This window comes from Thioalkalivibrio sp. ALMg13-2 (assembly GCF_000381185.1).
Lineage (GTDB): Bacteria > Pseudomonadota > Gammaproteobacteria > Ectothiorhodospirales > Ectothiorhodospiraceae > Thioalkalivibrio > Thioalkalivibrio versutus.
On record NZ_KB906129.1, the window covers coordinates 1 to 20,364 of the forward strand.

At 67.0% G+C, this 20,364-nt stretch carries 15 protein-coding genes and 3 pseudogenes; 9 read left to right on the top strand and 9 right to left on the bottom strand.

Annotation, left to right across the window (positions count from 1 at the left end):
• The 3 genes and pseudogenes from F618_RS16425 to F618_RS0113240 form a co-directional block, all read left to right on the top strand.
• Positions 1-195: pseudogene (locus F618_RS16425) on the top strand (IS630 family transposase); the annotation flags it as partial.
• 44 nt (positions 196-239) lie between these two features.
• Positions 240-1,352, top strand: coding sequence for an efflux RND transporter periplasmic adaptor subunit (locus F618_RS0113235; RefSeq protein ID WP_018169180.1), 1,113 nt, complete (start codon positions 240-242; stop codon positions 1,350-1,352).
• Entirely contained in the window at positions 1,349-4,489 is a 3,141-nt protein-coding gene (locus F618_RS0113240; RefSeq protein WP_019568851.1) for an efflux RND transporter permease subunit, read from the top strand. Before F618_RS0113235 ends, F618_RS0113240 begins: the two co-directional genes overlap by 4 nt.
• A gap of 250 nt (positions 4,490-4,739) precedes the next feature.
• Here F618_RS0113240 and F618_RS16660 read toward each other — a convergent pair.
• The 3 genes and pseudogenes from F618_RS16660 to msrB form a co-directional block, all read right to left on the bottom strand.
• Positions 4,740-4,998 (bottom strand): annotated as a pseudogene (locus tag F618_RS16660) (hypothetical protein).
• A 463-nt stretch (positions 4,999-5,461) separates the two neighbouring features.
• Complete coding sequence (locus tag F618_RS0113245; RefSeq protein WP_019568852.1) at positions 5,462-6,661, bottom strand: MFS transporter; 1,200 nt, start codon at positions 6,659-6,661, stop codon at positions 5,462-5,464.
• A gap of 54 nt (positions 6,662-6,715) precedes the next feature.
• The gene (gene msrB / locus F618_RS0113250) at positions 6,716-7,114 is read right to left on the bottom strand and encodes a peptide-methionine (R)-S-oxide reductase MsrB (RefSeq protein WP_019568853.1); all 399 of its coding nucleotides are present in this window, start codon (positions 7,112-7,114) and stop codon (positions 6,716-6,718) included.
• Between the two features lie 116 nt (positions 7,115-7,230).
• Between msrB and F618_RS0113255 the strand changes: the two genes are divergently transcribed.
• From F618_RS0113255 to F618_RS0113265, 3 genes are all read left to right on the top strand, one after another.
• Positions 7,231-8,313: an EAL domain-containing protein gene (locus tag F618_RS0113255; RefSeq protein WP_019568854.1), complete on the top strand. Its 1,083-nt coding sequence runs from the start codon at positions 7,231-7,233 to the stop codon at positions 8,311-8,313.
• 180 nt (positions 8,314-8,493) lie between these two features.
• Positions 8,494-9,891, top strand: a complete 1,398-nt coding sequence (locus F618_RS0113260; RefSeq protein WP_018168395.1) for a glycoside hydrolase 100 family protein — start codon at positions 8,494-8,496, stop codon at positions 9,889-9,891.
• Entirely contained in the window at positions 9,888-12,071 is a 2,184-nt protein-coding gene (locus tag F618_RS0113265) for an HAD-IIB family hydrolase (protein WP_019568855.1), read from the top strand. The genes F618_RS0113260 and F618_RS0113265 overlap by 4 nt, the downstream gene beginning before the upstream one ends.
• A 233-nt stretch (positions 12,072-12,304) precedes the next feature.
• Here F618_RS0113265 and F618_RS0113270 read toward each other — a convergent pair whose 3' ends face one another.
• Entirely contained in the window at positions 12,305-13,066 is a 762-nt protein-coding gene (locus tag F618_RS0113270) for a sulfite exporter TauE/SafE family protein (RefSeq protein WP_019568856.1), read from the bottom strand.
• Here F618_RS0113270 and F618_RS0113275 point away from each other — a divergent pair.
• Positions 13,059-13,727: a DUF4124 domain-containing protein gene (locus F618_RS0113275; RefSeq protein WP_019568857.1), complete on the top strand. Its 669-nt coding sequence runs from the start codon at positions 13,059-13,061 to the stop codon at positions 13,725-13,727. The two genes, F618_RS0113270 and F618_RS0113275, sit on opposite strands and share 8 nt — an antisense overlap.
• On the opposite strand, the gene argB is transcribed toward F618_RS0113275, so the two are convergent.
• Positions 13,717-14,595, bottom strand: a complete 879-nt coding sequence (gene argB, locus F618_RS0113280) for an acetylglutamate kinase (protein WP_018168391.1) — start codon at positions 14,593-14,595, stop codon at positions 13,717-13,719. The genes F618_RS0113275 and argB overlap by 11 nt on opposite strands.
• 176 nt (positions 14,596-14,771) lie before the next feature.
• On the opposite strand from argB, the gene hmpA reads away from it, so the two are divergent.
• Entirely contained in the window at positions 14,772-15,953 is a 1,182-nt protein-coding gene (gene hmpA, locus F618_RS0113285; protein WP_019568858.1) for an NO-inducible flavohemoprotein, read from the top strand.
• 24 nt (positions 15,954-15,977) lie between these two features.
• Here the strand turns inward: hmpA and dut are convergent, their stop codons facing one another.
• From dut to F618_RS0113300, 3 genes are read right to left on the bottom strand one after another with little or no spacing between them, the layout of a single operon-like run.
• Positions 15,978-16,439, bottom strand: a complete 462-nt coding sequence (gene dut, locus F618_RS0113290; protein ID WP_019568859.1) for a dUTP diphosphatase — start codon at positions 16,437-16,439, stop codon at positions 15,978-15,980.
• A 19-nt stretch (positions 16,440-16,458) separates the two neighbouring features.
• Positions 16,459-17,676 (bottom strand): bifunctional phosphopantothenoylcysteine decarboxylase/phosphopantothenate--cysteine ligase CoaBC, encoded by a 1,218-nt coding sequence (gene coaBC / locus F618_RS0113295; protein WP_019568860.1) that lies wholly within the window; start codon positions 17,674-17,676, stop codon positions 16,459-16,461.
• A gap of 10 nt (positions 17,677-17,686) precedes the next feature.
• Positions 17,687-18,289 carry a DUF502 domain-containing protein gene (locus F618_RS0113300; protein ID WP_018144675.1) on the bottom strand — a complete coding sequence of 201 codons (603 nt, stop codon included), beginning with the start codon at positions 18,287-18,289 and terminating at the stop codon, positions 17,687-17,689.
• A gap of 160 nt (positions 18,290-18,449) precedes the next feature.
• Between F618_RS0113300 and F618_RS0113305 the strand changes: the two genes are divergently transcribed.
• Positions 18,450-19,424, top strand: a complete 975-nt coding sequence (locus F618_RS0113305) for an MBL fold metallo-hydrolase (RefSeq protein WP_026331237.1) — start codon at positions 18,450-18,452, stop codon at positions 19,422-19,424.
• A 10-nt stretch (positions 19,425-19,434) separates the two neighbouring features.
• Here the strand turns inward: F618_RS0113305 and F618_RS14985 are convergent.
• A pseudogene (locus F618_RS14985) lies at positions 19,435-20,100 on the bottom strand (lipid A deacylase LpxR family protein); the annotation flags it as partial.
• Between the last annotated feature and the right edge of the window lie 264 nt (positions 20,101-20,364).

The following is a 20,364-nucleotide window of genomic DNA, read 5'->3' on the forward strand; positions in this document are numbered from 1 at the left end:
GCGCTCATCTCGCAGCGCTGGATCAAGCGTCAATCGCATCGCAGTACTCGCGAACTCGAAGACTCCATCCGCGAATACCTGAAGACGTACAACGATGAGCCTCGACCGTTCATCTGGCGCAAAACAGCCGATCAAATTATCGCGTCGATCGCCCGTCTAACCGATCGCCTCGATAAAAATACGAACTTTTGTTAAAGGACACTAGATGCCGGGCCGCATTCGTGTCGGGGGAAAGGCAAGTGAAGGCGATAGGCGGGTTCCTGGGGCTGGTCCTGGTTGTGGCGATCGTGGCCGCGGCCTGGTTTGCGTTCGGCCCCGAGGATGGCGCCCGTGACGAGGGAGGCGATGCCCCCGCCGCGTCCCAACGCGACGAGCGCACGCCGGTGCGGGTCAGCGAGGTGGCTCCGCGCACCTTCGAGACCATGGTCGAATCCCTGGGCACGGTGGAGGCCAACGAGTCGGTCGTGGTGACCGCGAGCGTGACCGAGCGTGTGGTCGAAATCCTGTTCGATGATGGCGATGCGGTCGAGGCCGGAGACGTGCTGGTGCGCCTGGACGCCGACGAAGAACGCGCCGCCCTGCGCGAGATCCGCGTGCAGGTGGACGAGGCCCGGCGCGAACTGGACCGTGTGCGCGACCGGGTGGCCGATGGCGTGGTCACGCAGCAACAGGTGGATCAGCAGCGATCGCGGCTGAACGAGGCCGAGGCCCGTCTGGCCGCCGCGGAGGCGCGGGTTGCGAACCGGGTGATCCGGGCTCCGTTCAGTGGCCGTTTGGGCTTGCGCCAGGTCAGCCCCGGCTCCCTGGTGAGTCCGGGTACCGCGATCGTGGAGCTGGATGATGTATCGGTGGTGAAAGTGGATTTCGCCGTGCCCGAGCGCCATGCCGCCGCCATCGGTCTGGGTATGGAAGTAGCGGGCCGCAGCGCGAGCGGAGAGTTCGCGGGGCAGGTGGCGGCGGTCAGCAATCGTCTGGACGTGGCTACCCGTACCCTGACCGTGCGCGCCCTGGTCGAGAATCCCGATCTATTGCTGCGCCCCGGCATGCTGGTAAACATCCGTCTGCCGCTGGACCCGGTCGAACGCCCGGGGGTGCCGGAGGGTGCCATCCAGCAGGTCGCCGATCAGCACTTCGTGTTCCGGCTGCGCGACGACGGCACGGTGGAGCGCGTGCGCATCCGTATTGGCCGCCGCGACCCGGGCTACGCCGAGGTGCTGGATGGCCTGGAGCCGGGGGATACCGTGGTCTCCGAAGGGGTTTCGCGGGTCCGTGACGGGCGCGAAGTGCGTGTGCTCCCGCCGCGCGTACCGGATTCCGATAACGGCAACGGCGAGGCCGGGGCCGACACATGATTATCTCGGACGTCGCCAATCGCCGGCCGGTGCTGGCGATTGTCTTCAACCTGCTGCTGATCACCTTCGGCCTGATCGCCTACGACAGCCTTCCTCTGCGCGAGTATCCGGATGTCGATCCGCCGGTGGTGTCGGTGGACACCATCTATCCGGGCGCCAGTGGCGAGATCATCGAGCGCGAGGTGACCCAGCGGATCGAGGACCGCATCGCGGGGATCGAGGGGATCCGTTTCATGCAGTCCTCCAGCGAGGACGGGCGCTCGCGCATCACCATCGAGTTCAATCTGAGTCGCGACATCGACGCCGCCGCGAATGACGTGCGCGAGGCGGTCAGCCGGGTACTGGGCGATCTGCCCGACGAAGTCGACCCGCCCGAGGTGACCAAGGCGGATGCCGATTCCAACCCGATCCTGTGGCTGAACCTTGCCAGCACCACGATGGATGCGCTGGAGCTGGCGGACTACGCCGAGCGCAACCTGATCGACCGCCTCTCGGTAGTCGATGGCGTGGGCCTGGTGCGCCGGGGCGGCGCCCGCAGCTACGCGATGCGTATCTGGGTCGACCGCGAGGCCCTCGCCGCGCGCGAGCTGACCGTGACCGACATCGCTGATGCCTTGCAGCAGGAAAACGTGGAACTGCCGGCCGGGCGCCTGGATTCCCTGGAGCGCGAATTCACCGTACGCGTGGAACACCAGTACCGCACGCCCGAGGATTTCTCCGGTCTGGTGCTGAAGCGTGGCGAGGGCGGACAACTGGTGCGCCTGGGCGATGTCGCCGAGGTGAACGTGGGCGCGGATACTGAGCGCAGCGAGTTCCGCGGCAATGGCGAGGACATGATCGGGCTGGGGATCATCCGCCAGTCCAACGCCAACGTGCTGGAGGTGGCCAACGGCGTGAAGGCCATGGCGGCCAGCCTGCAGGGCTCCCTGCCGGAGGGTACCTCGCTGGTGACCACCTACGACGAATCGGTGTTCATCGAAGGCGCGATCCGCGAGGTCTACATCACCCTGGCGGTGGCGACCGCGGCCGTGGTGTTCGTGATCTACCTGTTCCTGGGCAGCTGGCGCGCGACCCTGATCCCGGCGGTCACCGTCCCGGTGTCGATCACCGCGGCCTTCATCGGCATCAGCCTGTTCGGATTCTCGGTCAACCTGCTCACCCTGCTGGCGCTGGTGCTGGCGGTCGGCCTGGTCGTGGATGACGCGATCGTGATGCTGGAGAACATCCACCGGCGCATCGAGCGCGGCGAGCCGGGGTTGCTGGCGGCCTATCGCGGCGCCGGGCAGGTGGGCTTCGCGATCGTCGCGACGACCTCCGTGTTGATCGCGGTATTCGTGCCGCTGGCCTTCCTCGACGGCACGGTGGGCCAGTTGTTCACAGAGTTCGCCATCGCCATGGCCATCGCCGTGTTTTTCTCCAGCATCGTGGCACTGACCCTGGCCCCCGTGCTGGCCGGTCGCCTCATGCACAAGGGCGACGACGAGACCGGCGTGGCGCGTTATATCGGCCGCGGCTTTGCCGCGCTGGAGGCCGGCTATGGTCGGATACTGGCGAAGGGGCTCAAGGGCTCCTGGCTGGTCTTGCCGCTCCTCGCCGCCGTGTTGGCGGGCGGCTGGTACCTGTTCGCGGAACTGCCCGAAGAATTTGCCCCGCAGGAGGACCGCGGATCTTTCTTCGTGCTGGTGGATGGCCCCGAGGGTGCCAACTTCGAGTACATGAGCCGGCAGATGGCCGAGGTCGAGGCACGCATCCAGCCGTTGATCGAGGATGGCCCGATTCGCCGTGCACTGGTGCGCACGCCGCGCGGTTTTGGTGGTTCGGAGCTGATGAACAACGGCTTCGTGATCGCGATCCTGGAGCACTGGGATGACCGTGACGTCTCGGGCCAGGAGGTCATCAACCAGATCCGCGGCATCATCGACGAGATGCCGGGAGTCGAGGCGCGGGTGATCATGCGTCAGGGGCTCTCGAGTGGCCGTATCGGTCCGCCGGTGCAGTTTGTCATCTCCGGGCCGGACTACGATCAGCTCGAGGAATGGGGCGAGATCATGCGCGAGGCCGCCGAGGGCATCGACGGCCTGACCCGCGTGGACCTGGACTACGAACCCACCCAGCCGCAGCTCAACGTGCGTCTGGACCGGGATCGGGCCGGGGACTTGGGCGTTTCCATGCGCGATGTCGGGCGCACGCTGGACATCGTGCTGGGCGGTCGCGACGTGACCACCTTTGTCGATCGCGGCGAGGAATACGACGTCATCATCGAGGGTCTGGCCGACCAGCGCCGCACGCCCGGGGATATCGACAACCTCTACGTGCGCTCAAGCTCTGGCTCGATGGTGCCGTTGTCCAGCCTGGTGACCTACGAGGAGCAGGCCGGTCCGTCGTCGCTGGAGCGCTACAACCGTTCGCGCGCGGTGACCCTGACCGCCGGGCTGCGTGACGGCATGACCCTGGGCGAGGCCCTGGACGCCCTGGACGCGAAGGCGGCCGAGCTGCTGCCGGCCGAGGCCGGCATCGACTACAAGGGCGAGTCGCTGGACCTGCGCACCGGCTCCGAGGCGATCCTGTTCGTGTTCGCGCTGGCCCTGCTGGTGGTATTCCTGGTCCTGGCGGCGCAGTTCGAGAGCTTCGTGCACCCGTTGGTGATCATGCTGACCGTACCGCTGGCGGTGGTCGGGGCGCTGATCGGGCTGACGGTCACCGGTCAGACACTGAACATCTACAGCCAGATCGGCATGGTCATGCTGATCGGGCTGGCAGCGAAGAACGGCATCCTGATCGTGGAGTTCGCGAACCAATTGCGCGATCGCGGGCGCGATTTCGATACCGCGATCCTCGAGGCCTCGCGCATGCGTCTGCGGCCGGTACTGATGACCGCGCTGACCACCGTGGCCGGTTCGATTCCGCTGATTCTGGCTTCCGGTCCGGGTGAGGAGACGCGCTTCGTGATCGGGGTGGCGGTGTTCTCCGGCGTACTGTTCGCCACGCTGTTCACGCTGTTCGTCATTCCGGCGGCCTATCGCCTGGTCGCCCGCGGAACGACCTCGCCGCTGGCGACCACCCGCCGCCTGCACGACCTCGACGCCGAGGTCGAGGACGTCGACGGCGAGCGCCGGGGCGCCCGCGCCGCGCCCTGATCGCTCAGGATTTCGGTAGACGGCTGCGGACTGCTGCCGGCGAGGGTTGTGGCTAGGCCGGGTTCGTCATCTGGTGTTTACGGTGGTTTCGTCTGGCCGCCTGCCGAGCGCTCTCTCGCGAGCGCACCGCGAGGTACTTTCTTGCTTGCCCAAGAAAGTACCCAAAGAAGGGCACCCGGATTCCGCCCGGGAACCTCGCTCCGGACGCGCTGGGCCGGCGGCGCTGAACTCGCTGCGCCTGCGGCTTCGCTCAGACATCCAGCGCCTTCTTCCGGCCCATCACGCCCTCCACGAGGGGCTCCATACGGGAGAAGTAAGGTCAAAACAGGCGGTATCCCGTAGGGTGCGGTTGAGCGCAGCGAAACGCACCGTTCCCCACGCCGTGCGAAACCCTGATGCGATTCGCTGCGCTCATCACATCCTACGCCCCCCGGCGCCCGCTTCGCGGGCGCGGCACGCAACGGCCAGGGGCCGAGCGTGCCCAGGATGTTCGAAGACCTAGCCTTTATCCATGAGCACAATTGTCAGGCCAGCCGTTGTTTGATCTACCTCCCCGTTGTCGTCGCGCCGAGTGGAGAGGCTTTTCGCGGGACGATTCTAAATAGACACGGGGCGCTGGATGTCTGAGCGAAGCCGGAGGCGTAGCGAGTTCAGCGCCGCCCGCGAAAAGCCTCGGAGCGAGGGAAACCCCGGCCCGCGCAGCGGGCCGGGGTCGCGGCAGTCGGGCGTGTTTCTTGGGTACTTCTTTGCACGGGCAAAGAAGCCAGTTTTTGATCAACAACGGGCGCGGTGCGCTCGCGAGAGAGCGCGTGGCAGGCGGCCCGACGAAGCCACCGCAAACACCGAACGCTGAACCATGGCCAGCCACAACATGGCAGGTGGTAGACCGAAGCCACCGTAAACACTTGATGATGCGCCATGATCGTGGACCGGACGGCGGGAGGACGAGCGTGGTCGGCGGGAATGGACCGGTCAGGCGCGTGCCGGGGCGCGGGCGTCGTCGCGCCAGAGCCAGAGGATGGCGACGGTCAGTACCGCGATCACCGGTAGCATCGCCAGGTTCAGGCCATCCCAGCCCAGCGGGCGCAGCAGCGCGCCGGCCAGCAGGGAGCCGGCGGTGACCAGGGCGAACACCGTCAGGTCGTTCACGCCCTGGACCTTGCCCTTTTCGCCGGCCGTATGGGTCGTGGTCAGCAGGGTACTGCCACCGATGAACAGGAAGTTCCAGCCGACCCCCAGCAGGAACAGCGCCAGCCAGAAGTGCCCCAGGGTGTCGCCATGCGCGGCGGTGGCCACGCTGAACAGCACCAGCGCGTTGCCCAGCGCCAGCACCCGCGTAAGTCCGAGACGCGTGATCAGGTGGCCGGTCACGAAGGAGGGGGCGAACATCCCGAGCACGTGCCACTGCATCACCAGGGCGACCTGGCCCATGTCGAAGCCGGCCTGGCGCATGGCCAGCGGGGTTGCGGTCATCAGTAGGATCATCACCGCGTAGCCCAGGGCGGCCGTCGTCAGCGCAACGACGAAGCGGCCCCGGGGCATGATTTCGCGCAGCGGACGGGATACGGCACGTTCTGCTGCCGGGGGTGCTGGTACGCGCAGCCAGGCCAGCAGCAGCATGGCCAGCAGGGCCAGTGCCCCGAGCAGAAGGTAGGGACCGGCTTCCGGCGTCTGTGGCAGCAGGGCCTGGGCATGGTGGGCGTTCCACGGGCCGAGGAAGGCCGCGGCCACGCCCCCGGCCATAACCAGCGAGATGGCGCGCGGGCGGAAGGCGTCGCTGGCCACATCCGCCGCGGCGAAACGGTAGTACATCGCGAAGGCCTGGTAGGCGCCCAGCAGGAGATTGCCGAGCACGAAGATCCAGAAGGCCTCGGCGAATACCCCGACCGCGGCGATGGCCGCCCCGCCGAAGCCGCCGACACCCGCCCCCAGCAGGAAGCCTGTGCGCCTTCCGAAGCGTTTCATGAACAGCGACGCCGGCAGGGTGATGACCAGGGTCCCGATCATCATCGCGGCGACCGGCAGGGTGGCCAGCGACGGGTCGCTGGCCAGGCGCTCGCCGACCACGCCGCTCAGGGTCATCACGGTGACCGCGGCGATCAGGAACAGGGCCTGGCCGAGGGCAAGGATCAGGACGTTCGCGCGCTCGCGCGGGGTGGTCTGGCCGGACATGAGATTCCCTTCGGCATTGGGCCCGGGCCTCATGGCCCGGTTCGGGTAACTGGTTCAGCCGCGCGGATGGAACTCGAGCACCGCCGAGTTGATGCAGTAGCGCAACCCGGTGGGTTCCGGACCGTCCGGGAAGACGTGGCCCAGGTGGGAGTCGCAGGCGGCACAGCGTACCTCGGTGCGCTCCATTCCCAGGGTGCGGTCGCGGTGTTCGTCGACGGCGGCAGGGGATACGGGGGCCGTGTAGCTGGGCCAGCCGCTACCCGAGTCGAACTTGGCCTTTGAATCGAACAGCGCCGCGCCACAGGCAGCACAGTGATAGAGGCCGTCGGCCTTGTGGTTGTTGTAAGCGCCGGTAAATGGCCGCTCGGTCCCGCCCTCGCGGGCGATGTGATACTGCTCCGGTGTCAGGCGGTCACGCAGTTCGGCGTCGGTCGGGCGTGGGGATGAACTCATGTGATCTCCGGGTTGATGCTATTGTTGGCGAACCGAGAATGGGTCTTCCGGTGGACCGGGAAAATTATCCCCGGTTCTCGGCCGGGTGGCCAAAGACTGGACCGCTGGAGGTGGTCGTGGGTTGTCCTGATTGCGAACGTATCGATCTGCTGCCGGCGGCCTCCGGCACTCTTTACCTGGCACCGGTGCTGGCGCACACCCGCGCGGCCCTGCGTCAACGCATGGTGGACGAGCAATTGCCCTGCGCAGAGCCGAGCTCGGGCATCCTGGCCCTGCCGGTCAAGGGTGCCGGCGGGCTGGGCGAGATGCTGGTGCGGCTGGAGCAGGCCCTGAGCAGCTCCGAGCAGGCCGGTTGCCGCGCGACCTTCGTGCCGGAAGGCGAGGACTTCGGGCTGGCGCATCTGCAGGACACCCATCTGCTGTCCACGCTGATTGCGCGGCACAACGCGCGCGATCTCTCGGCGATCCTGGCCAACGACACCCTGGACTTCCACTTCCAGCCGATTGTGCATGCCGCGAACCCCACCGAGGTCTTTGCCTACGAGGCCCTGGTGCGCGCCTCCACACCGGATGGCGACATCATCCCGCCGCTGGACCTGTTCAAGACGGCGCGCAATGCCGAGCTGCTGTTCCATCTGGATCGTTCCGCCCGGATCAATGCCATCCGTCGTGCCAGTGAGCGCGGGGTCCGTAGCCATCTGTTCATCAACTTCAACCCGACCGCGATTTATGACCCGGCCTTCTGCCTGGAAACGACCGTGCGCGAGATCATGTCTCGCGTGCCGGGCCAGCCGGGGCCCGCCGGCTTCGTGTTCGAGGTGATCGAGAGCGACCAGGTCAACGACATGGAGCACCTGTCGCGGATCGTCGAGCGCTATCGCCGCGCCGGGTTCCAGGTCGCCCTGGACGACCTGGGGGCGGGGTACGCATCGCTCAACATGCTGTCGCAACTGCGCCCGGATTTCGTGAAGATCGACCGCGAACTGGTCAGCGGGATCGACCAGGACACCTACCAGCAGAAGATCCTCGAAAAGATCATCGAGCTGGCCAAGGATCTGGATATCCGGGTGGTGGCCGAGGGCGTGGAGACTGTGGACGAATGGCGCTGGCTCAAGGAACGCGTGGATCTCTGTCAGGGCTACCTGTTCGCGCGTCCGGCCGCGGAGCCGCCACTGCCGCGTCACCCCGAGCAGGCCTGATCGGAGTGATGCGGCTCGACCCAGTGAAAGAGGAGGCGGTCGATGCATGGACGCATCCAGCGTGGCGGTGCGCTCATGTAGCATGGTTTCACCTCATTCGCCGAGCCGTGTCTGCAAGCACAATCGACTCGCGCGCGAGTGAGTACATTATCAACTAGCGTTTCCCTGAACCTGGTGTTTATGAATCAGCTCCCGCCCGACGCCCGCAATCCGACGCTCGAATCCGCCTACCAGCTGCTGCACGATGCCGAGGTGCGCTATCGCGGGCGCACGGTGGGCACGGTGGCCAGCCTGGACGAGCGGGCGCCCGCGGAAAACTATGCCGACTGCTTCATCCGCGACTTCGTGCCCTCGGGGCTGGTCTATCTGCTGAACGACGAGCCCGAGGTGGTGCGCGACTTCCTCGCGCTGATCCTGCAGATCCGCGATACCCAGGAAGAGATCGAGGGCCATCGCCGCCTGCCGCGGGTGATGCCGGCGAGCTTCCGCGTGTTCACCGACGAGAACGGGCGCGAGTCCCTGGCGGCGGACTTCGGCGATCGCGCGATCGGGCGTGTGGCGCCGGTCGACTCGATGATGTGGTGGGTGCTGCTGCTGCGGGCCTACCAGAACCGCACGGGCGATACCGATTTCATCAAGAGTGCCGATGTGCAGCGCGGCATCCGCTTGATCCTGAGCATCTGCCTGCAGGACCGTTTCGAGGTCTTCCCGACCCTGCTGGTGCCGGACGGCAGCTTCATGATCGATCGGCGCATGGGGGTGTTCGGCCACCCGCTGGAGATCCAGGCCCTGTTCTACGGGATGCTGAAGGCCTCGCTGGCGATGCTCGAACCCTGCGACAAGGACTCGGAGCTCTTGTGCGAGCAGTCCGCGATTCGTACGCGGCAGCTGTCCGATTACATTCGCAATTACTACTGGCTGGATCTCGAGCGGCTGAACGATATCCATCGCTATCGCACCGAGCACTTCGGCCACGAGTCCGAGAACTCGCTGAACATCTACCCCGAGAGCATCCCCGACTGGCTGGTGGACTGGATCCCCTCGGAGAGCGGCTACCTGGTCGGCAACCTCGGCCCCGGGCGCATGGACTTTCGCTTCTTCAGTTTCGGCAACCTGCTGGCGGTGCTGTTCGGGCTGGCCGACGAACACCAGTCGCGTTCGATCATGCAGACCTTCGAGCAGCGCTTCGAGGACCTGATCGGGACCATGCCGGTCAAGATCTGCTATCCGGCGATGGTGGGCGAGGAGTGGCGCCTGCTGACCGGGTCCGATCCCAAGAACACCCCGTGGTCCTACCACAACGGCGGCAACTGGCCGGCACTGTTGTGGGCGTTCACCGGCGCGGCCCTGCGCGTCGGGCGGCCGGATCTCGCGCGTAGCGTGCATGCGGTCGCGGCCGAGCGCCTGTATCGCGATAACTGGCCGGAGTACTACGACGGGCGCCATGGTCGTCTGGTCGGCCGGCGAGCCAACTATCGCCAAACCTGGTCGGCGACCGCGGTGCTTGTTTCGCAGGGCCTGATCGACAACCCCGAGACCCTCAGCCTGTTCGACAGCCCGGAACCCGAGGTGCCATGAAAAAGACCCAGAGCAAGTCGCGCGACGGTGAAGGCCTTTATCTCGTCCTGATCAGTGTCCACGGCCTGGTCCGCGGACGGGAGCTGGAGCTGGGTCGCGACGCCGACACCGGCGGGCAGACGCTCTACGTGGTCGAGCTCGCGCGCGCGCTGGCCCGCCACCCGCAGGTCGGCCGGGTTGACCTGCTGACCCGGCGGGTGGTCGACAGCAAGGTATCCGCCGACTACGCCGAACCGGAAGAAGACCTGGGCGACGGGGCCCATATCGTGCGTCTGGACTGCGGCCCGCGGCGCTACCTGCGCAAGGAGAAGCTCTGGCCCTATCTGGACTGCTTCGCCGACAACGCCCTGGGGCATATCCGGCGGGTGGGGCTGCGGCCGGACGTGATCCACGGGCATTACGCCGATGCCGGGCATGTCGCGGTGCAGCTGTCGAACCTGCTGGGCGCGCCGATGCTGCAGACCGGCCACTCGCTGGGGCGGGTCAAGCGCGAACGCCTGCGCGAGAGCGGGATGTCGGATGCCGACATCGAGGCGCGCTACAACATCTCCACCCGCATTCATGCCGAGGAGGAGGCGCTGGCCCATGCCCACCGCGTGATTGCCAGTACCCGCCAGGAGATTGGCGAACAGTACGCGACCTACGACAACTATCAGCCGGAGCGCATGGAGGTGATTCCGCCGGGCACCGACCTGACGCGCTTCCATCCGCCGAAACGGGGCCAGCGCAAGCCGCCGATCTGGGCCTCGGTCCGGCGCTTCCTGGAAACCCCTGACCGCCCGCTGATCATGGCCCTGTCGCGCGCCGACGAGCGCAAGAACATCCGCGGCCTGTTGGAGGCCTACGCCGGGAATGACTGGCTGCGCGAGAACGCGAACCTGCTGATCGTTGCCGGTAACCGTGACGACATCGCCGACCTCGACAAGGGCGCGCGCGATGTCATGACCGATCTGCTCCTGCGGATCGATCGCCACGACCTGCATGGCCTGGTGGCCTACCCGAAGCACCACGACTCCGACGACGTGCCGGATCTCTACCGCCTGGTGGCCTCCAGCAAGGGCGTGTTCGTGAACCCGGCGCTGACCGAGCCCTTCGGCCTGACCCTGATCGAGGCCGCGGCCAGCGGCGCCCCCATTGTGGCCACCAACGACGGCGGACCGGAGGAGATCATCTCGCGCTGCCACAACGGCCAGTTGATCGATCCGCTGGACCCGGAAGGCATCGCCGACGCGATCCAGGGCATCCTGGCGGATCGTCCGCGCTGGCAGCGTTACTCGCGCGCCGGGCTCAAGGGCGTGCGCCAGCACTATTCCTGGGACGGCCACGCCGAGAAATACGTCAAGCTGGTGAAGTCGCTGACCCGCGAGGTGCGCCAGGAGCGCCACCACGAGCGCCGGGTCTCCGGCCACCTGGCGCAGATGGATCGCGCCGTGATCACCGACATCGACAACACCCTGCTGGGCGATGACAAGGCCACTCGTGCCTTCGTCGCCTGGCTCAAGCGCAATCGCAAGCGGGTTGCCTTTGGTGTCGCCACCGGCCGGCGCATCGATTCGGCCGCGGCGATCCTCGAGGAGCATGGCGTGCCCACCCCGGACGTCTGGATCACCTCGGTGGGCAGCGAGATCCACTACGGCACCAAGCAGACCGAGGATCGCGGCTGGGCGCGACATATCAGTCATCGCTGGGAGCCGGACCGGCTGCGCGAATGTCTGCAGCAGGAGAAAAATCTGGTCCTTCAGCCGGATGTGGATCAGCGCGCATTCAAGGTCAGCTTTTTCGTCGAGCCGCCCGGCAGTCTGGATGCGAAGACGGTGGAGACCCGGCTGTACCGCGAGGACCTGCACGCCCGGGTGATCTACTCGCACGACCGGTTCCTCGACCTGCTGCCGGTGCGCGCCTCCAAGGGCCTGGCGGTGCGCTATCTCTCCGACAAGTGGGGCATCCCGCTGGAACACGTGCTGGTCGCCGGCGATTCCGGCAACGACGAGGACATGCTGCGCGGGCGCCTGCTGGGGACGGTGGTGGGCAATCACCAGCCAGAGCTGGAGAGCCTGCGCGGCTTCCAGCGCATCTTCTTCGCCGGGGCCACGCACGCGCGGGGCCTCCTCGAAGGGATCGAGCACTTCGACCTCCTCAACCGCTGCGAAAGCCCGGGCGACGCCGAGGCCGACGAATAGCCCGCGTTTGCTAGCGCCAAGCGCGTGAAGGCCCGCAGAAGGGCCAAGGCCGTTGCGCCACAGAGGACTCGAAGATCGCGGAGTAGGTGGATGTTGCCGCCAAACCCATTTCGCTCTGCGGATTTGCGGGGACGGCCAATCACTTCCAGGCCATGCCCTTCCTGCACGAAGCGCATGTTCCCCTTTCGTGCCTTCGTGTGCTTCATGGTGGATTGCCCTGGTGAGGCAGGGCGTCAGGGCACGGGCAGCAGCAGGGCGATCCCGGTGAGGACGGTGACGACCTCGAAGGCGCGTTTGACCAGGCGGTTGCCGTAGTGCTGGGCCGCCCAGGCGCCCAGATATCCGCCAACAAAACTGCCCACCAGCAGCGCCGGCAGCCAGTTCCACTGCACCGTGCCGAGCGTCCCGAGCATCAGGGCGCCCGCCCCGTTCCAGACCAGGCCGACCAGGACCATGGTGTAGGCGACCGCCTGGGTATAGTTCATGCCGTACCAGCGCACCAGCCACAGGGTGACCATCAGCCCCGTGCCCGAGGCCAGCGAGCCGTTCAGGATGCCGATCAGGAACAGACCGGCCGCGCCGATCAGGGCGTGGCTCCAGGAAAAGCCGATCTCGCGCACCACCTGCCCGAGCTGCGGGCGGCGCCAGGAGTACCAGCCGAGGCCGATGGTCAGCAGACCCAGGGCGATTTCGCCGGCCCGCGGCGGGATCCCCAACACCAGCCAGGCACCGATTAACACCCCAGGCAGACCGGCCAGCAGGATAATGGCTAGGCGCGTGGGCTCGAATGTGCTTTTCTTGAAGTGGCGCAAGCCGGCACCGGCACCCAGAGCCACGGATGCGATCTTGTGGGTGGCCAGTGCCACGGGGTAGGGAAGGCCCAGAAAAATCAGGGCGGGCAATTGCAACAGGCCCGCCCCGCCACCGGCCAACGCGGAGAACCCGTTGGCCACGATGGCGATGAAGACGAGTCCGAGGTGTTCGAAAATGGTCATTTGGGGTGTGTGGAACGGGCAGCGGTCAGGGGTTTTTCGCCCGGCGCTGGCCGGTGCGTTGTTGCTGGGGCTCACGGTCCCGGTCCAGGCGGATATCTACCGCTGGGTGGATGATAACGGGACCGTACACTATTCCAGCACCCCGCAGCCCGAGACCAGCCAGCGCGAACGCCGCATCTACGACTCCGAGGGGCGTATGCGCGAGATCCTGCCGGCCCCGATGAGCGCCGAGGAGCGGGCGCAGGCCGCGGCCGAGCGCGAGCAGGCGGAACGCAACCTGGAGGCGACGCAGCGCGCGCGACAGGATCGAGTTGCGCGCGAGCACCAGTTGCGTCGGGCTTACACCTCGCTGGAGGAGATCGAGGAGCTGCGCGAGCGCCGCGAGCGATCGATTGGCGGCAACGTCCTGCGCAGCGAGGCCCAGGAAAAGACCCTGTTGCGTGAACGCGAGCGCATCCGCCGGCAGCTGGACGGCGTCAATGAAAACTCCGCGCTGGCGGATCGTTACCGGGCGGAGCTGGACGAGCTGGATGCGCGCATTGCCCGCGAGCGCCAGTATCGTCGGGGTCAGCGTGAGCGCCTGTCCGCGATCCACGAGCGCCTGGATCTGGACCGCCGCGACTTTCAGCAACTGGTGCTGAACGGCCGCGTTAACGACTGATCAACGTCCCCACACCCTGGTCGGTCAGTAGCTCCAGCAGTACCGCGTGTTCCACTCGGCCGTCCACGATGTGGGTGGCGTTCACGCCACTGCGCACGGCATCCAGGGCGCAGCGGATCTTCGGGATCATGCCGCCGTGGATGGTGCCGTCGCGGATCATGGCATCCACCTCCGGCGCGGCCAGGCGCGGTAGCAGCGCCCCGCTGCCGTCGAGCACACCCGGGGTGTTGGTCAGCAGGAACAGCTTCTCCGCATCCAGCACCACGGCGAGCTTCTCGGCCGCGGTGTCGGCATTGATGTTGTAGGCCTTGCCGTCGCGGTCGAAGCCGATCGGGGCGATGACCGGGATGAAGTCACTCTGATCCAGGGTGTGGACGATGCTTGGGTCCACGCCTTCCACCTGGCCGACATGGCCCAGGTCGACGCTGGGTTCGCCCTCGGCCGCGCCGTAGTCGCGCAACGGGGTCGCGCGGATCATCTGCCCGTCCTTGCCGGTCAGGCCGACGGCCCGGCCGCCGAAGCGGTTGATCAGCGACACGATCTCCTGGTTCACCAGCCCGCCGAGCACCATCTGCACCACGTCCATGGTCTCGCGGTCGGTCACGCGCAGGCCGTTGACGAATTCCGTCTCCTTGCCCAGGCGTTTCAGCAGTTCACCGATCTGCGGCCCGCCGCCATGCACGACCACTGGATTCACGCCGACCTGCTTGAGCAGAACGATGTCACGCGCGAACGAGGCCTTCAGGTGGTCCTCGGTCATGGCGTTGCCGCCGTACTTGATCACGATGGTCTTGCCTGCGAAGCGCTGGATATAGGGCAGCGCTTCAATCAGTACGTGGGCAACGGAATGGGCCGTCTGGGTATCCATGGCGGGTCCGGTTGTCGGGTTTCGCAGCCGCGCAGTTTAGCACCCCGCCTTGTGGGTGCGTCGGGGCGGCCATGGGTCAGCGTCTCCTTGAAGGTCGATTCTATATGCATGGTTTGACCGGTGACGCCGTGGCGGGTATAAAGCTGCGCATCACATACATCAAATAAAGGTGTCCCATGCTCTCGACCGAACAGAAGGCGATCATCCAGCAAACCGTGCCGCTGCTGGAATCCGGCGGCGAAGCCCTTACCCGTCACTTCTACGAGATCATGCTGCGCGACTACCCGGAGGTGCAGCCGCTGTTCAATCAGGCGCATCAGGCCAGTGGCGAACAGGCACGGGCCCTTGCCAATGCGGTCCTGAATTACGCACGGCACATCGACCAACTGGAGGCCCTGGGCCCGCTGGTGGGCCAGATCGTCAACAAGCACGTGTCGTTGCAGGTGCAGCCCGAGCATTACCCGATTGTCGGCACCTGCCTGTTGCAGGCCATGCGCGAGGTGCTGGGCGAGGAGGTCGCGACCGATGCGGTGCTGGAGGCCTGGGGCGCGGCCTATCAGCAACTGGCCGACATCCTGATCGAGGCCGAAGAGGGCGTGTACACCGCGCACGAACAGCAACCCGGCGGCTGGCGTGGTGCCCGCGCCTTTCGTGTGGAGCGCAAGTTCCCCGAGAGCGAGGAGATCACCTCGTTCTATCTGCAGCCGGTGGACGGTCAGCCCGTCCCGCCGCACCAGCCAGGGCAATACCTCGGGCTGCGCCTGATGATCGACGGCAAGGAGGTACGGCGGAACTATTCCCTGTCGGCGGCGGCGAACGGCAAGAGCCTGCGCATCAGCGTCAAGCGCGAGCCGGGCGGTGTTGCCTCGACGTTCCTGCATGACCGGGTTCAGGAGGGCGACGTGCTGGATGTCTTCCCGCCGGCCGGCGATTTCGTGCTGCGGGCGTCGGATCGCCCCGTGGCCTTCGTGACCGCGGGGGTAGGGATTACGCCCGCGGTGGCGATGACCGAGGCGGCGCTGGCGGACGGTCGCGAGGTGCACTTTCTCCACTGTGCGCGACACGGTGGCGTGCATGCGTTCCATGACTGGGTGGAACGTCAGGCAGAACAGGTGTCCGCTCTGACGCGTCGTTATTGCTACAGCGAACCGCGTGCCGGCGACCAGCCGCACGCGGAAGGCTTCCTGACCCGGGAGCAGCTCGCCGAGTGGCTGCCCGACAGCCGCGAGGTGGATGTCTATTTCCTGGGACCGAAACCCTTCATGCAGCAGGTGCGCGCCCACCTGCGCGGCCTAGGCATCCCGGACGACCGGGTGAACTACGAGTTCTTCGGGCCCGCCTCCGCGCTGGAGACCTGATGCGGTTGGGGTGCCGGGCCGGGGTCAGCCCCGGCCCGAAGACCCGAAGCCGCCCGCGCCGCGGGTGGTCTCTTCGAAGTCCTCGACCACGCGGAATTTCGGCTGGATGACCGGGACGATGACGAGCTGCGCCAGGCGCTCGCCGATCTCGAGCGTGTAGGCGCTCGCGCCCCGGTTCCAGCAGGAGACCATCAGCGGGCCCTGGTAGTCGGCGTCGATCAGGCCCACGAGATTCCCCAGCACCAGGCCGTGCTTGTGCCCGAGCCCGGAGCGCGGAAGGATCATCCCGGCATAGCCCGGATCCTCGATGTGGATCGACAGCCCGGTCGGGATCAGCTCGGCCGTGCCCGGCTCCAGCGTCAGCGGGGCCTCGATCATTGCCCGCAGGTCCACGCCGGCAGAGCCGTCGGTGGCCGGGGCAGGCAGCGGGAAGTCCGTGCCCATGCGTGGGTCGAGGATCTTCAGGTCAATCTCGGGGACGGGCATCCGGGTTCCTTGGCAATGACTAATCTGTTTCGCGTGGGTTCAGGCGCTCGATGACCAGGTCGATCAGCGCGCGCGCCAGTTGGGCCTTGGGCTGGTTCGGCAGCGTGCGCTCGCCGCCCTCCCACAGACACAGCAGCTCGTTGTCGGCGGTGCCGAAGGCGAGCCCTTCGCCGACGCGATTGGCCGCGATCAGGTCGAGCCCCTTGTTTCGGCGCTTGGCGTCGGCGTGCTCGCGAAGGTGCTCGGTCTCGGCGGCGAAGCCCACCAGGAACGGGCACCGGGGGAGCGTGGCCGCCTGGCGCGCGGCGTCGGCGAGGATGTCCTCGGTGCGTTCCAGGGCCAGGTTCATCGTGGGGTCGGACTTTTTGAGCTTCTGGGCCTGTGGTGCGGCCGGACGGTAGTCGGCCACGGCCGCCGCTGCAATCAGGATGTCGGTCGCGGGCAGGCGTTCCATCACCGCGGCGTGCATGGCGGCGGCGGTTTCGGTGGCCATGCCCTCGACGCCGGCGGGCACGGCCTGTGCGGTGGGGCCGTGCACCAGCGTCACCCGCGCTCCGGCGTCGCGCGCCGCCGCGGCCAGGGCGAAGCCCATGCGCCCGGAGCTGCGGTTGCCGATGAAGCGGACGGGGTCGATGGGTTCGAACGTGGGGCCGGCAGTGATCAGCACCTGGCGGCCGGCTAGCGGGGCGTCGGCCGGCTGCAGCAGTTCGCGCGCGATCGCGGCCGGCTCGCGCAGGCGGCCTTCGCCCTGCTCGCCGCAGGCCTGGTCGCCGCTGTCGGGTCCGATCAGGGTCACACCGCGTTCGACCAGGGCCGCAATGTTGGCCTGCGTGGCCGGGTGCGCCCACATGCGGTGGTTCATCGCCGGCGCCAGGGTGACCGGCGCGGTGGTGGCCAAAAGCAGGGTGCTCAGCAGGTCGTCCGCCAGGCCCTGGGCGTAGCGGGCGATCAGGTTGGCACTCGCGGGGGCAACCACGATGCGATCGGCCCAGCGCGCCAGGGCGATATGGTCCATGCCGGATTCGGCCTCGGCATCCAGCAGTTCGGTGCGTACCGGCGCGCCGGACAGGGCCTGGAAGGTCAGCGGGGTCACGAAGGCGCGGGCGCCCGCGGTCATCACCACACGCACCGCGCAGCCGGCGCGCTTCAATTCGCGCACCAGCTCGCAGGCCTTGTAGGCGGCGATGCCGCCGCTGACGCCGACCAGTATCCGGGGCTGGGTGTGGTGTTCCGTCATGTGGCGGATTCTACCCGGTTCCTTTGTCCTGGCGCGCGGAGACGCCGGCGGTCAACGCGTAGCGCATCGCATCCTCCAGCGGCAGGTCCAGCGGCTCGACCCGCTCGCGCGGCAGCATCAGGGTGTAGCCGCCAATCTGGTAGCTCATCGGCATGTAGACCGCGAGCGTCTCCGGCCCGCCCAGGTTGTCCGGCAGGCCCTCGAAATCCTCGCGGGTGACAAAGCCGACCAGTTTGAAGTCGGTGCCGGGGAACGTGACGAGCACGGCCTTCCCGAAGCGCTGATGGATGTCGCCGGAGAGCAGGTTGGTGACGTCGCGCACGGTGCCGTGGATCGTCTTGATCACCGGGATGCGCTGCATCAGGCCCTCCAGCCAGTCGAACAGCCAGCGCACGACATAGGCCTGCAGCAACACCCCGAGGCCGAAGATCAGGCCGATACCGGCCAGTATCCCCATGCCCGGGAAGTAGAGCAGATCCGGCAGGACGGCCTGCAGCAGGCCCCCGAGGACATCCTCGGCGGTGCTGCCCAGCCACCACAGCAGGGCCAGCGTGATCGCGGCCGGGAGGATCGCGGCCAGGCCGGTCAGGAAGGTGCGGGAGATTCGGCGCACAAAAGGCTCCGTGCAGGGGGGATCTCCGGAATGCTAACGCATCCGCGTCCGCAGTACGGTCGGCTGCCGGTCCACGCTTGCTCGGGGCGGCACTTCCGTGATCGGGTGCAGTCTATGAATTGGGTTTGAGCGGCATTGTTGCCGGTAGAGGGAGTGAATCATGAGCAGATGGACCGGGTTGGGTGTGCTGGCGCTGGTAGTCTCGGCGGTTGCGCTACCGCAGGCCTCCATCGCGGGGGAGTCGGACGCGGCCGCGCCCGAGGACTACGCGATGACGCCCGAGGCGGTGGCGCCGGGCGTCTATGCGGTGATGACGCCGGCGCGGGATCTCCCCAGTCGCGAGAACCTCGGCTGGAACGCGAACATGGCGTTTGTGGTGACCGACGACGGGGTGCTGGTGTTCGACACGGGTTCCTCCGAGACCATGGGTGTGGCGCTGCGCGAGGCGATCGCCGAGGTCACCGATCAGCCGGTGCGCTGGATCGTGAACAGCCACAGCCACGGGGATCACTGGCTGGGCAACCACGCCTTCGCCGATTCCGACCCGGAGATCATGGCCGGTTCCGCCGCGACCGCGCGTATGGAGACGGAGGCCGAAGGCTGGGTCGAGAATTTCCGCGAGATGACCGAGGGCGCGACCGGTGACACCACGCCGCTGTTGCCGAATGTTGCGGTGGACGAGCGTATCACCCGTGACCTGGGCGGCACCGAGGTGGTGATTCTTCCCTCCGGGGGTGCCCATTCGCCGGGCGATCTGAGCATCTGGCTGCCGCAGACGCGGGTCCTGCTGGCCGGGGACGTGGTCTACAGCGATCGTGCGCCGTCGGTCTGGGATGGCGATGTCGCGCAATGGATCGACCTGCTGGACGAGCTGATCGCGCTGGAGCCGGCGGTGGTCGTACCCGGCCACGGTCGGCTGGAGGATGCGCAGACGCTGGCCCGGCTGCAGCGTTATCTGGTCACGCTTTGGGAGGCGATCGAGGAAGGTGTGGAACAGGGGCTGGCCGCTTTCGAGACCGTGCCGCTGGTGCGCGAACGCATGGGTGACCTGATCGATTACTACCCCGGCTTCGACGACAAGATCGACCGCTCGGTGGCTACCACGTACCCGGATGTCGAGGCCGCGGTGTTCTGAATCCCCGTGTTCAGAACTGCCAGGTGGCGTGCAGCGAGCCGAACTCGGCCGCGCCCTTGGCCTGCCCGCTGAACTCGCGCGAGCGCCAGACATGGGTGTAGCCCAGGCGCACCCCGCCTACATGAAACACGACCCCGGCGGTGAGTTCGCCCACCACGGGGTGCTTGTCTACCGAGGGCCCGTCACGAAAGACCGGGCCGTCCAGGAACAGGTCGTAGAGCATCAGCCGCGTGTCGATACCGGCAAACGCATAGCCGCCGACGCGCGCGGTGGTCTCGAAGGTGTGGGTGCCGGACAGGGCCGGGCGGATCCGGGGCGGGCCGTAATCGCCCGGCAGGTTGCGCCCCGCGCGCACGATGGCACCGGCATTCGCGAAGGTGAAGGGGGTTCCGGCAGCCGCGCCCCAGTGCGGGGTCAGGTCGGCGCCCCAGCCGTTTGGCGTGCGGTGTGACCGGCCGCGCAGCTGGCGTTCGTAGGCCAGCATCAGCGTCGGTTCATTGCCGATCTGGTGATCCCATCCTTTTGGCTCCGGTGCGCTGGACCAGCTGTGGACCTCCCTCTGGGTGCGTTCGGCCAGGGAGGCCGGGCCGACCGTGCCCAGCGTGACCTGCAGGCGGTCCAGGCGGTTGTCGTGTTCCGCGGCCATGCTGAAATTCAGGTACAGCCAGCCGGCGTAGACATCATGGATTGACCTGCCCGACCTCGAGAGCGTGGGTTATGTTTTCGGGGTTGGGATAACCACCTTCAACACAGAGCCATTATCGAGGGGGCAGGTCATGAATGAGTTTATCGCGGAAGGGGTGAAGGATGCAGGCCCGGTGACGGGGCAGGCCGGGGTGAAGCGAGTGCTCGAGCAAGCGAGCAACGTCTACGGTGCCTACATCGGGCTGGACGTGCATAAGGAGACGATTGCGGTGGCGGTGGCCGAGTGCGGTCGTGG

Excerpts from the sequence above, each read along its gene's own strand:
- F618_RS0113240 (WP_019568851.1), top strand. The coding sequence starts at position 1,349 with ATGATTATCTCGGACGTCGCCAATCGCCGGCCGGTGCTGGCGATTGTC.
- F618_RS0113245 (WP_019568852.1), bottom strand. The coding sequence starts at position 6,661 with ATGTCCGGCCAGACCACCCCGCGCGAGCGCGCGAACGTCCTGATCCTT.
- msrB (WP_019568853.1), bottom strand. The coding sequence starts at position 7,114 with ATGAGTTCATCCCCACGCCCGACCGACGCCGAACTGCGTGACCGCCTG.
- F618_RS0113260 (WP_018168395.1), top strand. The coding sequence starts at position 8,494 with ATGAATCAGCTCCCGCCCGACGCCCGCAATCCGACGCTCGAATCCGCC.
- F618_RS0113265 (WP_019568855.1), top strand. The coding sequence starts at position 9,888 with ATGAAAAAGACCCAGAGCAAGTCGCGCGACGGTGAAGGCCTTTATCTC.
- F618_RS0113275 (WP_019568857.1), top strand. The coding sequence starts at position 13,059 with ATGGTCATTTGGGGTGTGTGGAACGGGCAGCGGTCAGGGGTTTTTCGC.
- F618_RS0113270 (WP_019568856.1), bottom strand. The coding sequence starts at position 13,066 with ATGACCATTTTCGAACACCTCGGACTCGTCTTCATCGCCATCGTGGCC.
- argB (WP_018168391.1), bottom strand. The coding sequence starts at position 14,595 with ATGGATACCCAGACGGCCCATTCCGTTGCCCACGTACTGATTGAAGCG.
- hmpA (WP_019568858.1), top strand. The coding sequence starts at position 14,772 with ATGCTCTCGACCGAACAGAAGGCGATCATCCAGCAAACCGTGCCGCTG.
- dut (WP_019568859.1), bottom strand. The coding sequence starts at position 16,439 with ATGCCCGTCCCCGAGATTGACCTGAAGATCCTCGACCCACGCATGGGC.
- coaBC (WP_019568860.1), bottom strand. The coding sequence starts at position 17,676 with ATGACGGAACACCACACCCAGCCCCGGATACTGGTCGGCGTCAGCGGC.
- F618_RS0113305 (WP_026331237.1), top strand. The coding sequence starts at position 18,450 with ATGAGCAGATGGACCGGGTTGGGTGTGCTGGCGCTGGTAGTCTCGGCG.